At 61.9% G+C, this 13,908-nt stretch carries 9 protein-coding genes and 2 pseudogenes; 3 read left to right on the top strand and 8 right to left on the bottom strand.

The genetic code is table 11. The features are described 5' to 3' along the window. Window positions 1-19 precede the first annotated feature (19 nt). The gene (locus A5760_RS01325; protein WP_064877290.1) at window positions 20-526 is read left to right on the top strand and encodes a DUF2505 domain-containing protein; all 507 of its coding nucleotides are present in this window, start codon (window positions 20-22) and stop codon (window positions 524-526) included. A gap of 146 nt (window positions 527-672) precedes the next feature. Here A5760_RS01325 and A5760_RS01320 read toward each other — a convergent pair whose 3' ends face one another. Next, window positions 673-2,844, bottom strand: a complete 2,172-nt coding sequence (locus A5760_RS01320) for a glutamine synthetase III (RefSeq protein ID WP_064877289.1) — start codon at window positions 2,842-2,844, stop codon at window positions 673-675. Window positions 2,845-3,111: 267 nt separating this feature from the next. Here A5760_RS01320 and A5760_RS01315 point away from each other — a divergent pair, with 267 nt between their 5' ends. Beyond that, window positions 3,112-6,045: an RND family transporter gene (locus tag A5760_RS01315; RefSeq protein WP_064877288.1), complete on the top strand. Its 2,934-nt coding sequence runs from the start codon at window positions 3,112-3,114 to the stop codon at window positions 6,043-6,045. Here A5760_RS01315 and A5760_RS01310 read toward each other — a convergent pair. Both A5760_RS01310 and A5760_RS01305 read right to left on the bottom strand, forming a co-directional pair. Beyond that, the gene (locus A5760_RS01310) at window positions 5,993-7,141 is read right to left on the bottom strand and encodes a sulfotransferase family protein (protein ID WP_064877287.1); all 1,149 of its coding nucleotides are present in this window, start codon (window positions 7,139-7,141) and stop codon (window positions 5,993-5,995) included. The two genes, A5760_RS01315 and A5760_RS01310, sit on opposite strands and share 53 nt — an antisense overlap. A gap of 16 nt (window positions 7,142-7,157) precedes the next feature. Further along, window positions 7,158-8,459 (bottom strand): annotated as a pseudogene (locus A5760_RS01305) (cytochrome P450); the annotation flags it as partial. Window positions 8,460-8,812: 353 nt separating this feature from the next. Between A5760_RS01305 and A5760_RS01300 the strand changes: the two are divergent. Further along, window positions 8,813-9,958: an LLM class flavin-dependent oxidoreductase gene (locus tag A5760_RS01300; RefSeq protein WP_064877285.1), complete on the top strand. Its 1,146-nt coding sequence runs from the start codon at window positions 8,813-8,815 to the stop codon at window positions 9,956-9,958. A 45-nt stretch (window positions 9,959-10,003) separates the two neighbouring features. Here A5760_RS01300 and A5760_RS27110 read toward each other — a convergent pair. The 5 genes and pseudogenes from A5760_RS27110 to A5760_RS01280 all read right to left on the bottom strand — a co-directional run. Then, window positions 10,004-10,339, bottom strand: a pseudogene (locus tag A5760_RS27110) (cytochrome P450); the annotation flags it as partial. Window positions 10,340-10,350: 11 nt separating this feature from the next. Then, window positions 10,351-11,229, bottom strand: coding sequence for a TIGR03619 family F420-dependent LLM class oxidoreductase (locus A5760_RS01295; protein ID WP_064877284.1), 879 nt, complete (start codon window positions 11,227-11,229; stop codon window positions 10,351-10,353). Next, window positions 11,226-12,056 (bottom strand): TauD/TfdA dioxygenase family protein, encoded by an 831-nt coding sequence (locus A5760_RS01290; RefSeq protein ID WP_064877283.1) that lies wholly within the window; start codon window positions 12,054-12,056, stop codon window positions 11,226-11,228. The genes A5760_RS01295 and A5760_RS01290 overlap by 4 nt, the downstream gene beginning before the upstream one ends. Before the next feature lie 4 nt (window positions 12,057-12,060). Further along, on the bottom strand, window positions 12,061-12,384 hold the full coding sequence (locus A5760_RS01285) for a hypothetical protein (RefSeq protein ID WP_064877282.1): 324 nt from the start codon (window positions 12,382-12,384) through the stop codon (window positions 12,061-12,063). Beyond that, window positions 12,381-13,667: an aromatic ring-hydroxylating oxygenase subunit alpha gene (locus tag A5760_RS01280; RefSeq protein WP_064877281.1), complete on the bottom strand. Its 1,287-nt coding sequence runs from the start codon at window positions 13,665-13,667 to the stop codon at window positions 12,381-12,383. Before A5760_RS01280 ends, A5760_RS01285 begins: the two co-directional genes overlap by 4 nt. Window positions 13,668-13,908: the final 241 nt, after the last annotated feature.

Genomic DNA, 13,908 nt, shown 5'->3' with positions numbered 1-13,908 from the left:
TCTGCAAGAATGGGCGGATATGTCGCGCTCATTCGACGTCTCGACCGAGTCATCCGCCACCGTCGAGCAAATTCATGCCGCGTTCGGTCGCGAGGACTACTGGCTGGCGCGCATCGCGGCCGGCTCCGCCGACGCCACGTTGGATTCGCTGGTGACCGACGCCGATGGCACCGTGACGGTGCGCACGACCCAGCACCTGGGCCGTCAACTCCTCCCCGGGCTGGTCGCCAAATTCGTCACCGGTGACGTCAAGATCGTGCAGACCGAGACGTGGCGACCGAACGGCGACGGCCAGGTGCGCGGGGACATCAACGTCTCGGCGTCCGGCGGGTTGGGGTCGGGCCGTGCGGAAACCCGGCTGGCGCCGACGCATGACGGCGGTTCACAACTGCACTCCACCCTGAAGGTGGAGGTCAAGATCCCGCTGGTAGGCGGCAAGCTCGAGAAAACCATCGGATCCGATTTGTCCAAGGGCATCCCCGAGATGCTGCGCTTCACCACCACGTGGATCACGGACAACATCTGAACCGTCACCGACGTCGTTGGCGCATGACACTGACGTTTGACCAACAGCGTCTGCGATGTCAGGCGCAAGCGGCGTAAGCCGTCGGGCGTGGGGACCTCGTCTCACCAAGTACCGCTTGCGCGGCTGACCCCACGCCCGACGGCGGATCACAGGATGTAGAGCATTTCCTGGTAGGTGGGCAGCGGCCACAAGTCATCGGCTACCACGCTTTCCAACCCGTCAGCGGCGGTACGCACCGCTCCCATCGCCGGCAACAGCGCCTCCTGTGCGTGCTTCGCCTCGTCGACCACCGCCGAGTGATCGGACAGCGCCGTCTGCAGCGTCGTCAGCGCCGCGGCGAGATCGGCGAGGGGGGCCGAAACCGTCTCGAGTGCAGCCATGCTCGGCTCCATGCCGGCCGCCTTCAAAGCCGCGACGTTCTGCGCGAGCTCGGTCTGGTAGCGGATCGCGGCCGGCAGGATGACCGTGGTACCGATCTCCAGAGTCAGATTGGCCTCGACCGCGATGGTCAGGGCGTACTGCTCCAAGCGGACCTCGTAGCGGCTATGCAGCTCGCGCTCGCTGAAAACGCCGTATTTCGCAAAGACCTCAACCGTTGCCGGCTTGATCAGCTCCGGAATTGCGTCCAGTGTGGTCTTCAGGTTCGGCAGACCGCGCTCGGCCGCCTCGATCTGCCACTTCTCTGCGTACCCGTCGCCGTTGTACACCACGTCGCCGTGTTCGGTAATGATCTCGGTGAGCAGCTTCTGCACTGCCACATCGAAGTCCTCGTCGTTTTCGGCGGCCTTCTCCAGAATCGTTGCCATGTAGTCGAGCGAGTCGGCCATGATCGTGTTGAGGACGATCAGCGGCACGGCCACCGTCTGCCCGGAGCCGGGCGCTCGGAACTCGAACCGGTTTCCGGTGAACGCGAATGGGCTGGTGCGATTGCGGTCACCCGGATCGGTTGGCAGTGGTGGCAACGTGTCTACACCAATGATCATGGTGCCCTTGGCTTTTGATGATGTGGCGGCGCCCTTGGCGATCTGCTCGAACACGTCGGCGAGCTGTTCGCCGAGGAAGATCGAGATGATGGCCGGCGGCGCCTCGTTGGCGCCCAAGCGGTGGTCGTTGGTGGCCGATGCGACCGACACCCGAAGCAGCCCGGCGAACTTGTGTACGGCGCGGATCACCGCGGCGCAGAACACCAGGAACTGGGCGTTCTCGTGCGGGGTATCGCCCGGGACCAGCAGCGAGCCCAGCTCGGAATTGCCCATCGAGAAGTTGACGTGCTTGCCGGACCCGTTGACGCCGGCGAACGGCTTCTCGTGGAACAAACATTCCATACCGTGCTTTTTGGCAACCGTCTTGAAGATCGTCATCAACAGCTGCTGGTGGTCGGAGGAGATGTTCGCCCGTTCGAACATCGGCGCAATCTCGAACTGGCCGGGCGCCACCTCGTTGTGACGGGTCTTGGCGGGAATACCGAGTTTGAACAGCTCCCGCTCGGTGTCCATCATGAAGCCGAGGACACGCTCGGGTACCGCGCCGAAGTAGTGGTCGTCAAATTCCTGGCCTTTCGGCGGCTTCGCGCCGAACAGGGTGCGACCGGCATTGACCAGATCCGGACGCGCGAGGAAGAAGTGCCGGTCGACCAGGAAGTACTCCTGCTCCGGACCGCAGAACGATACGACCTTGTTCAGGTCCTGGTGACCGAACAGCGTCAGGATGCGCTCGGCGTGCATGCCCATGGCCTGCTGACTGCGCAACAATGGCGTCTTGTAGTCCAGTGCCTCTCCGGTCATCGAAACGAAAACCGTTGGGATGCATAGCGTGTTACCGTTCGGGTTCTCCAGGACGTAGGCCGGGCTGGTCACGTCCCAGCCGGTATACCCGCGCGCCTCGAAGGTGCTCCGCAATCCGCCGGACGGGAAGCTGGAAGCGTCGGGCTCGCCCTGGATTAGGGTCTTGCCGGCGAACTCGGCGAGTGTCTGCCCGTCGGAAACGGGTTCCAAGAAACTGTCGTGCTTTTCGGCGGTCAGGCCGGTCATCGGATAGAACACGTGAGCGTAGTGGGTGGCGCCTTTCTCCAGCGCCCAGTCTTTCATCGCTACCGCGACCGTGTCGGCGACCGCGGGGTCCAGCTTGGTGCCCTTGTCGATGGTCGCCACGATGGACTTGTACACCGACTTGGGCAGCCGTGCCTGCATTTCGGCCTTGGTGAAGACGTTGGAGCCGAATACTTCGCCGGGAGTCTCGCCGGCTACGAAGCTGATGGCTGGGGGGATGTATGCCTCGACATTGTTGATCGCCTGCAGGCGCACGGCGTTTCCGCTCAATTTGAGTTCCTATCGGTGAGGGGTCCGCGGCTTGCGCCTCGCAAGACGGACGGCCTCACCTTAGGTACGTTCCATGGCGGATTTATTGCGGCGACGTCAAAGGTAGGGTCTCAACGGTTGCGAATGTGAGACGCTGAGCCCACCGCGCCGCCGGCTCGTCGCTGCGGGGTGAGAGCGGTCAGTTTCGGCTCGCGTGGACGGTCAGCTCAAAAGCGGAGAGAATCACTCGGGAAGCGAACTCCCGCTCCCCCGCCGACCGAAGGTCGAATGAGCGACGAACGCACCAGGCCGCACCTCTTAGCGCGGACGATCCATCGACTTTCGGTACCCATCGTCCTGGCTTGGTTGGCGATCACCGTGACCGTGAGCATCGCTGTCCCCCCGCTTGAGCAGGTCGAGAAAGAACATCAAGTATCGGTGAATCCCAAAGACGCGCCGGCGATCCAGGCGATGAAGCGCATGGGTGAGGACTTCAAGGAATCGGATTCCGACAGTGTGGCGATGATCGTGTTGGAGGGACAGCAACCACTCGGCGACGATGCTCACACGTACTACGATCATTTGGTTCGTGAACTGGAAAACGATCCGAACCATGTGCGGCATGTTCAGAACTTCTGGGGCGACCCATTCACAGCGGGCGGTGCGCAAAGCGCCGATGGCCGAGCCGCATACGTCCAGTTGAGCCTCGCCGGTAACCAGAGCTCAACCTTGGCGAATGAATCCGTGAAAGCGGTCCGAGACATTGTCGGCAGAGCACCGGCGCCGAATGCGGTCAAGGTCTATGTCACGGGCCCCGCGGCGCTCATTGCGGATGTGACCGACAGCGGCGACAAGACCATAATGAAAGTCACCGTTACGAGCCTCCTGATGATCTTCACCATGCTGCTGTTCGTCTACCGATCAATTATCACTGTGCTTCTGCTGTTGCTGATGGTCGGGATTGAATTGCAGGCGGCCCGAGCGATCGTCGCGTTTCTCGGATTCCACGGAATTATCAATCTTTCGACTTTCGCCGTCAATTTGCTCGTATCTCTCGGGATCGCGGCTGGAACGGACTACGGCATTTTCTTCATCGGGCGGTATCAAGAGGCGCGTCAGGCCGGCGAAGATCGGAAAACGGCTTACTACACCACTTATCACGGCGTGGCGAAGGTTGTCCTGGCCTCCGGTTTGACGATCGCTGGAGCGGCTTTCTGCCTCAGCTTCACCCGCATGCCGTACTTCCAAACCGTGGGGGTACCTTGCGCGGTGGGCATGCTCGTTGTGGTTGCAATTGCGCTCACCTTGGTTCCGGCGGTTCTTGCAATCGGCGGACGCTTCGGCCTGTTCGAGCCCAAACGGATAATAAGCGGCCGCGGGTGGCGACGCGTAGGGGCGGCGATCACCCGTTGGCCCGCGCCAATTCTCGCCGCGAGCTGCGCGGTCGCCCTTATCGGCCTGCTAGCCCTGACAGAATACAAAACCAACTACCACGACCGGGAATACGTGCCCAAAGACATCTCCGCCAATATGGGGTATGCAGCCGCGGCCCGACATTTTTCCGTGGCCCGGTTGTTGCCCGAAGTCTTGTTGATCGACGCCGACCACGATATGCGTAATCCGGCGGACTTTCTCGTACTGGACAAACTGGCCAGGGGCGTCCTCGCAGTTCCGGGCATTTCCAGGGTGCAGTCCGTGACCCGGCCCGCCGGAACGCCTCTGGCGCACACGTCGATACCGTCTCTGATCAGCATGGCGAACGCCGCGCAGCTCCAAGATATGGGCTTCCAAAAGAAGCGCATGGACGACCTGCTCAAGCAGGCCGAAGAAATGGCGAAAATGATCAGCGTCATGCAGCGTATGTATGGCATGATGCAACAACTCGTGAGCGCGACTCATCACTTGACCGGCGAAACGCATGACATGCAGGAGATCACCAGTGAGCTCCGCAACCATATTGCGGATTTCGAAGATTTTTGGAGGCCGGTCCGCAGTTATCTGTACTGGGAAAAGCACTGCTACGACATTCCCATCTGCTGGTCGGTACGATCGATCTTCGATTCGATCGACGGGGTCGACGCTATCAGCGATAAGCTGGGTGATCTCGTCAAAGATCTCGACCAGATCGACATGGTAATGCCGCAACTGGTCGCCCAATTGCCGCAAATGATCTCGGCGATGCAGGGCATGCAAACGATGATGGTGACCATGCATAGCACCATGTCCGGGGTTTTCGGCCAGATAGAAGCGAGCGGGAGCAATGGGTCAGCCATGGGGCAGGCGTTCGATGCCGCCAAAAATGATGATTCTTTCTACTTACCGCCGGCAGTGTTAAAAACCCCGAACTTCCAACGAGTCATGAAAGTATTCATGTCAGCGGATGGGAATGCGGCACGTATGATCATCTCGGACAGAGGAGATCCTGCGACGCCCGAAGGCATTTCGCGTATCGCCCCGTTGAGGAACGCGGCCGAGGAGGCGTTGAAGTCGACGCCACTCGAGAACGCCAGGATTTACATTGGTGGCGCGTCGGCGACCTACAAGGACCTGGGCGACGGCAACAAATACGATCAATTGATCGTGGGAATTTCTTCGCTGTGCCTTATTTTCATCATCATGTTGATTGTTACGCGCAGTTTGGTCGCCGCTCTGGTTATCGTGGGTACGGTATTGCTTTCACTCGGTGTGTCCTTCGGGCTATCCGTGCTGGTCTGGAAGTATATCGTGGGAATAGAATTACACTGGCTCGTACCCGCGATGTCCGTGATCATACTTTTGGCGGTGGGGTCCGACTATAATTTGCTATTAGTCTCCCGGATGAAACAGGAAATAAGAGCCGGGATAAACACGGGCATCATTCGCGCGATGGGCGGTACCGGCAAGATCGTGACCAACGCGGGCCTGGTATTCGCGTTCACCATGGCCTCGATGGTGGTCAGCGACCTGCGAGTCATCGGGCAGGTAGGGACCACCATCGGCTTGGGCTTGCTGTTCGACACGCTGGTGGTGCGTGCATTCATGACCCCGGCGATCGCGACGCTTCTCGGGCGCTGGTTCTGGTGGCCGGAAAGGGTGCGCCCCCGGCCCGCCAGCGCGTTGCTTCGCGCCAATGGGCCGCGGCCCCTGGTTCGTGCACTGCTACTCCGGGATGGCCAGGCGACCCCGGCCTTTATGAGCTCGGCTCCGACGCAGAAGCCGAACGGTAGCCATAGCGGTCAATGACTTCGCCCAAACGCTCGGTGACGATCTTGCACTGCTCTGAAGTCAGGTCGTAGCTGTTCGTCTCGTAGTCCGCGTGGTCGGCAAGGTACTGGCGCAGGCGCGGCCGGTATTGCTCGAAGCGCCCCAACCCCAAATGCTCGTACAGGCGACACAACTGCCCTTCGGGATCAGCGACCAGATCCTCATAGCGCAGCTCGTAAAAGCGTGCCGGGCCAACGAGTTCTCGCCCTTCGTCCACTTTGCGATAAAGGTCGACGTAGGTCGCGAGAACTCTCTCGTCCAGCCCTTCGAAGGTCGGTCGCTGCAGGCTGTGCACACGAGACAACGACTTCACGAGATGAATGCTGGACGGATAAACGACATATGGATCCCGGATGATGTGGATGAACTTCGCTTCCGGAAAGATGTCCAGGAGGACCTTGATTCGGAAGCTGTGGTTCGGGTTCTTGAGCACGACGGTCTTGCGGTGGCGGAAGAACAACCGCTGAACAAACTGGAACAGGAGCCGTTTCCATGCCTCTAGTTCTCGCGGCGACAAGTGCTCCAAATCAAGGTACCGCTCATGCTCAGGCGGCCGGTTCGGGAACGCCAGCGTCAGATACGGCGACGGCTGTCCCTGCATGATCCATACGAACTCGTCTTCCTGCGGGTGATGCAAGCTCGAATCCATGTTGTCCATCGCCCGATGCTTCGACACCATGAATCCCGCCAACGGCGCCAACCGCTCGGTCAGCAGAAAATGCTGCGGCGCAACGCATTCGAAACCCGTCGGGCCAACGTAGCGATCGTCGAGCACCAACAGTTCGTGCAGCAATGTGGTGCCGGTACGCCAGTGCCCGATGATGAAGATCGGCGGATCGGTGATCACCGTTTCGGCCACTCGCCTGTCGAATACGATCTTCTGCAACAAACCCAGACAGGAGTTGACCACGCTGACTAGCGTGTAAAGGACGGCGTAGTGCCAGCGGCTCCAGTGCACGGCGAAACGGTTACGGATCAGCAGGCGCGTCCACGCCGAGAAATTGCAGCCTATCCACACCGGCGCGGCCCACTCGTGCCACCAGGAAAGTCGAGATGTCGCGCGGGGGCTCTTCATCGCAGGTGGACAAGCTCTACGCGGTTGCCCGGGGCGTAACGGCTACGCGTAACCGGACCAGGCCGCGCAGGTTGGCGTTTGTCGTCCACGTCGGCGGCTCGACCACCTCTATCCGGTCGAGGTTGGTGACGATCTCGCGCAGGACCGCCTGGCCCTCCATCCGCGCCAAATGAGTCCCGGGACACGAGTGGATGCCGGAGCCGAACGCGAGATGACCGGCCGGGTTACGTTCGGCGCGAAAGACATCCGGATCATCGTATTGACGCGGGTCACGATTCGCTGCACCCCACAGCAGCAGCACACGGGAGCCCGCCGGTATGACGGCGCGACCGACGCGGTAGTCGACGCGCGTTGTACGGCACATGTTTTGGACCGGAGGCAGGAAGCGAAGTTGCTCCTCAATCGCGGACGGGATCAGCTCCGGTCGCTGCGCAAGGAGCCTGAGCTGTTCTGGATATTCGGCCAGCGTGAGGAACAAGGTGCCGATCATATTCGCGGTGGTCTCGTGGCCCGCAACCACCAGTAAAACGGCGAACAAGAACAACTCATCATCGCTGAGCCGGCCACGGTCGGCATGTCCGGCGAGCCGTCCGAGAACAGTGCACTCCCCCAGCTGCCCGTTATCGCGCATGTGGGTGAAGAGTGCACGCAATCGCCGAAATCCGGTGAAGCCGTGCACCAGCGACCCCAGCCCCGAAACCGACAAGTTGACGTCGGTGATACGAGCCGCCTGGTTCGACAACCGGATGAAAGCGGCCTCGTCCGGTCCAGCAATGCCGAGAACATTGGTGATGGTGCGCATGGGCATCGGTGCGGCCACAAGAGAGACGACGTCCGCGGTTCTCTGTGGCTTGAGGCCGCCGACCAACTCTCGGGCTAGTTCGTCGACCATCGGACGCCAGGATTCCAATGCGCCACGCGCCATACCCGGCGCCAGCTGCTTGCGCATCCGCGTGTGTGCCGGCGGATCAGACGTGGGAAGGAAAGGTGCCGCGCCCCGGGAAAAGGTGACTCCCTGTGCGCTGGACAACATCTCGTGGTTACGTGCAGCCTCGCGGACGTCGGAATATCTGCTCAAGATGTAGACATCGCGCTTGGCGTTGTACTGCACCCGCTCGCCCGCCAAGAGCTCTCGATAGTGCGGGTACGGATCCCGGGCGATCGCGGGGCTCATCGGGTCGAATTCGGTGATCTGCACATGCTCTGGGGCGTGGCGGCCGGCCAGCCTGGTGCGGACTTTCCTGGCCGCGGTGAGCGCCAGTACTTTTGCCAGCATCGGCGCGCACGCCCGCGCGAGCTGGGCGTCGCGCCTCATAGTTGCCGCGAGCGTCGGGACGCGCCGAGCCGCGACCTCGCCGATCGGCAGCGGCAAGTCTCGCGTGGCCGGCACAGAGTACGAGCCACCGCGCCCAAAGGGACACCCGCCGCCTTGCGGCACCCAACCTTCTGCTTCTTCGGCACCGGATAGCGTCGCCGTCATCGGCCCCCGATCACAGGAAGGTCAGTCAGGTTGCGGAATGATGCAAGAGTAACGGCACCATGGTAATCACGCAGGTCGGGAAGAGCCGTTGGGTTCGTCGACGTGGCCGACGCAGTTTCCCATGCCGTTGACGGCTGTTAACCTCATCGGCCGGCGTCGCACTGCTTCGACTCCTGCGAAAGGCGGCGTTCATGAATCACATCCGAGTCGGCATCAGCAGTCAGCTTCTCAATTCTCGCTGGTCCCCGACCATGCTCGCGCGCACCAACTTGCGAATGGCCGCGGCCAGCGGTGTCGACTCCTACTGGGCGGCCGACCATCTGAATTCGCTGTTCCCACGCTCGATCGCCACGCCGGGCCACCTCGGTGTCGCCAAACTGATCCCAAAAGTCGACGCTCAACTCGAACCGTGGACGATGCTCGGACATCTTGCTTCCCGCAACCGCTTTGGACGTCTACGGCTTGGTGTTGGCGTGACGGATACCAATCGACGTCATCCGGCGGTCACCGCACAGGCCGCCGCCACGTTGCACTTGATCAGCCGTGGCCGCGCCATTCTGGGCATCGGTGTGGGAGAGCGGGAGGGCAATGAGCCTTATGGGGTGGACTGGACCAAACCCGTGGCGCGCTTTGAAGAGGCGGTCGCCACCATCCGTGCGCTGTGGAACTCCCGTGGCGAACCCATCTCGCGTGAGTCGCCATACTTCCCCTTGCGTAACGCGGTGTTCGACCTGCCCGCCTACCGCGGCAAATGGCCCGAGATCTGGATCGCCGCCAAGGGGCCGCGGATGCTGCGGGCCACCGGGCGCTACGCCGACGCCTGGTTCCCCGGCCTCGTCTCGGGACCCAAAGACTACGCATCGGGTCTGGAAGCAGTGCGAACTGCGGCATCCGATGCCGGCCGCGTCCCTGGTTCGATCATCCCGGCCATCTCAGCCTTTGTCGTCACCGGACGACGCCCCGACGACGTCGAGCAGGCCCTTAACTCAGATGCTGCAAAGGCTTTCGCGCTCATCATCCCGGGCCAGATGTGGGCCAACCACGGCGTACAGCATCCGCTGGGACGTGAATTCACCGGCGCGCAAGATCTAGTCCCACAAACGTTGGACGAGCAGACCGTGTTGTCCTACACCAAGAACGTCCCGGTATCACTGCTCAAAGACGCGCTTCTGGCCGGGACGCCCGATGAGGTCGTCGAACAGGCTGCGCAGTGGCGTGACCACGGTGTGCGCTATTTGGTGGTCAATAATCTCAGCTACCTTCAGCCGACCTTGCGGAAAGGCCTTGCATCCAGCGCGCCATTTTTCAAGATTCTGCGCGGTCTCAAGAAACTATGAAGTCGGCCGTGCGACAGTCGACTGCTCGGAGGCAAAACGTTCGGTCTCGAGGGCGTTGATCTTGCGTGGCGTGAACGCGCGAGAGAGCAAGCTGCGGTGGATGTGGTGTACGGGTGGATCTTCGAAAATGAATACTCCCGGCCCGATTTCGATGCCCCCTTGATGATCTCCAGCACGACGCCACGTGCGGAGCTGAAGGTCTGATGGTCGACCAGGGCCCGGTTGACGTCATCGAACCGGCTCAGGGCATAGAAGTCGTGGTCGGCGTTGTAGTACGGCGGCGCGTTCTCGCGGATGTGCCGGAACATCGGATACGGATCGGCGTTGAGGTCGACGTCCCACGGGTCGTTAGTACAGGTCGTCGGCAGTCCCGATGGTCACGGGATTCCTGTCTACTGCGTCTGCGCGTTTGCGCCGAAGGTTTCACGGTGCAGTTCGATCAAGGCGTGGAGTTGCTCGAGATAGTGCTGCAACGAGTGGTGAACGAAGCGGGCCGAAAGGGTCGTGGTGCCGCCGTCGGCCAATTCCCGCAATGTGTCCTGTGTTGCTTCGGGTTTCCCGGCAGGATCCAGGGGTTGCTCCGCGGGCATCACCACCTCGAAATCCGGTGGTAATTCGAAACGCTGCAACCAGTCCGCGGCCGTGTGGATCGACACGTAGTACGGGCACCAACCGTCCGCGAGGGTCACCGCACGCCGCAGCGAACGTCGCGTGCGTCCGCCGACCCAGATCGGCATGTGCGGCTGTACCGCACAGGGGTCGACGGTCAGCCCGCCGAACGAGTAGAACTCACCGTGATATGCCGGCTCATTGCTGGGCAGCGCCGCCCGGAGCGCCCTCAGGGCGTCGTCGCCGCGGGCGCCGCGGTCCTCGAAAGGCGCACCGAGAAGGTCGAACTCCTCCTTGAGCGAACCGACGCCCACACCGAGGATCACCCGTCCATTGCTGACGTGGTCGAGTGTGCCGTAACGCTTTACGATCGCCAGCGGATGGTGGTACCCGAGCACCAACGTCATCGTGGCGAAGCGAATCCGCTTGGTGCGCCCCGAAACGTAACCGAACGTCGCCAGCGGATCCCAGTAGCGAGCTCCGCGCCGACCGGATTCGGTCGAGGGCATGCCGATGTGCTCGCTGCAGGTCATGTGGTGATAGCCGAGCCGATCTGCGACCTCCGCGACCCGGCCGATGTCCTCGATGCCGGCGTCCTTCTCCCATTCCAGGGGCGCTCCAGCGACATTGGTGACGACCGGGGTGGCGATGCCGAGCTTCACCGCAGCGGCTCTTCACCCGCGAGAATCGTTCGGTGCATGAGCCGGCCGCTGTCCACCGCATAGGGCAACACCCGGTGCATGGTCCCGGTGTTGTCCCAAATGAGCAGGTCGCCCGGCTGCCACTGATGCTGATAGACGTACTGCGGCTGGGTGGCCCAATCACGAAGCCGCGCAAGCAGCGCCCGGCTTTCCTCCACCGGCAGGCCGATCACGTAATCCGAGGTCGCGCCCAACAGCAAGGATTTACGGCCGGATTGATGCGTCCACACGATCGGGCACGCCTTCGTTGGCGACTTCTGCCAGAAGGCCACCTCGTCGTAACTCATCTCCGGGGTGACGTAATACTGCGAGCGTTCCGCGCTGTGCACCACGCGCAACTCCGCAATCGCGTCCTTGTCGGCATCGGGCAGGTCGTCGTAGGCCGCGTAGGTGTTGCAGAATTCGGTCTGCCCCCCGATCTCGGAGAGCTGCACCGCGCGCAGCAGCGTGGCCAGGTTGGGCAGCGGCTGCAGCGATCCGTCGAAATGCCAGAACATCGAGCCCTGCAGGTATTTGGCGCGCTGATTGACCTTCTCGTCGAGGGAGATCTTGTTGATGCCGCCCTGGCCCTCGTTGGCGACCAGCGTGCCGAGGGTCTTGGCGATGGCGACCTGCTCCTCGTCACCGATGTCCAGCCCGCGGAAGAACACCACGCCGCGCCGCTCGAGAACGTCACGGATCGTCGACGCCTCCCGGCCGCTCAGCAGCGTGTCGAGATCGGTTCGGATCTCGCTGCCGATTCTCGGGGTGAGGTCGACGATCTCCAGCTGCGCAGAAGTGAGTCCCATGGTTTCAGCTGACTCTCGTGAGAATGGTGTTGGCCGAATGCTTTACCCGCGGCTGCTTCCACAGCTCGACCGCCAACGAGACGGTGATCAGCGAGTAGAGCAGGTTGCGCAGATTGGCGACGTCGTCGGGCAGCGGCTCGGAGTAGTCGAACTTGTCGATGTAGGCGACGGCTTCCTCGGCGCGCGGAAACACCTCGTCGTAGAAGGCCCGGATGTCCTCCATGGAGCTGTTGACGCGTTTGACGTAGCGCTGGTGGCCATCCTCGATCGCCCACTCGGGCACCAGGTGCTCCAGTCGCGAGAACTCTTTCGGCAGAACCGTACTCATCGTTGGACCGCCTTCGCCGCTTCGCCGGCCGCAACGTAATCACCGACCACCTTGTGGAGGTGGCGCAGCAGGATTTCCTCGTCATTCATCGTGAAATGCGTCAGGACACCGCTGTTGAGCATCGCCTGCAGACCCTCGGACGGGCTCGCGTCCTCGAGGATGATGTCGTTGAGGAACGTCACGGTGAGTTCCTGGCCGAGCCGCTCCTTGTGCGTCTTCGGCGGCTGATAGAACATCTCGGCCTCGAACACGTGCGAGTGCGGACCCGTCGGCCAGTGGGTGTGGGTGCTGAATCCGGACGCCCCGAAGATGATGACGAAGTTGGGGAAGAACTGGAACGAGTCGAACCCGTATTTCTCCGACCGCGTGGGATTGATCCCCGGCGGCATCGGCCCCCGATCGACCTTCTTGTTCCAGGGACCCGCCGCGCTGGCTTCCATCACGCATTCAATCGGCTTGGAGTACGGCGTCTTTTGCGAGGGCTCACCGGAGAACGAGAACATCCGATGCGGGCCGCTGAGCTGGTAGGCCAGCGCGTCGGTGAACGGGTTCGGCTGGTCGAACGCGTCTCTGGCCTCCGCGGTGAGAGCGCCGAACGACGATGCGTGCAGGTACGGGCCGTGGTAACTCTCGGCGAAGCTGTCGACGAAAATCTTCCAGTTGCACTGCAACTCGGCCGAGAACTTGTAGACCTGATGCGGTCCGTCGAACGGATAGCCCTCGATGCCATGGGCCAATTCGCCGAGGAAGGACCGTAGCGGCTCGGTGTTGTGCGGGTTGAGGTTGATGAAGATGAAGCCCTCCCACACCTCGCACTGCACCGCCGGCACCTGGCAACTGTCCGCGTCGAAGTCCAGCAGCAGGTCCTTGCGGGTGGCCGAGTGCAGCTTGCCGTCCAGCTTGTAGCGCCACCCGTGGAAACGGCAGTACAGCAACGGGGCGCGGCCGGACACTTCCTGGAACGGGTCGTCCTCCCACAGCATCTTGTTGCCGCGGTGCGGGCAGATGTTGTGGAAGGCGCGGATCACCTGGTCCTTGCCCCGCACGATGATGATCGAGGTGTTCAGGAACCTGAACTCGCGGGTGAAGTAGCTGCCCGAGCGCGGAACCCGTTCGACCCGCCCCACGTAGAGCCAGGTCTTCTTGAAGACGTGCTCGCGTTCCTTCTCGTAGAACTCTTCGGATACACAATCTTCGAGCGACACCGGGCCGCGGCCGAGTTCGGGATATGCGTCGGTCCAGTGCCCGTTTGGGGGCTTGGCGACGGCGATAGGCTGATTCATCCCCGCGTACCTCCTACGTGGTGCGGCCGACGCTAGCAGCTGCAAGAACCCCCAATAAGGTGTACGAACGCAACACCCTGTTGCATACTTGGAACACCGCCCATGGAACAGAATCTGCCCTTTGACCTCGATGCCCTGCTGGTATTCGGCAAGGTGGTGGACTGCCGCAGCAGCTTGATGCCCAGGTCGGATTCCAGCTTGGTCAGCTTCCGGCTCACCGTGGACTTGGGCATGCCGAGCG

This window comes from Mycobacterium colombiense (genome assembly GCF_001665835.1).
Classification (GTDB): domain Bacteria; phylum Actinomycetota; class Actinomycetes; order Mycobacteriales; family Mycobacteriaceae; genus Mycobacterium; species Mycobacterium colombiense_A.
The sequence above is the reverse complement of the archived record's forward strand: the minus strand, read 5'-3'. Positions and strand labels throughout refer to the sequence as shown.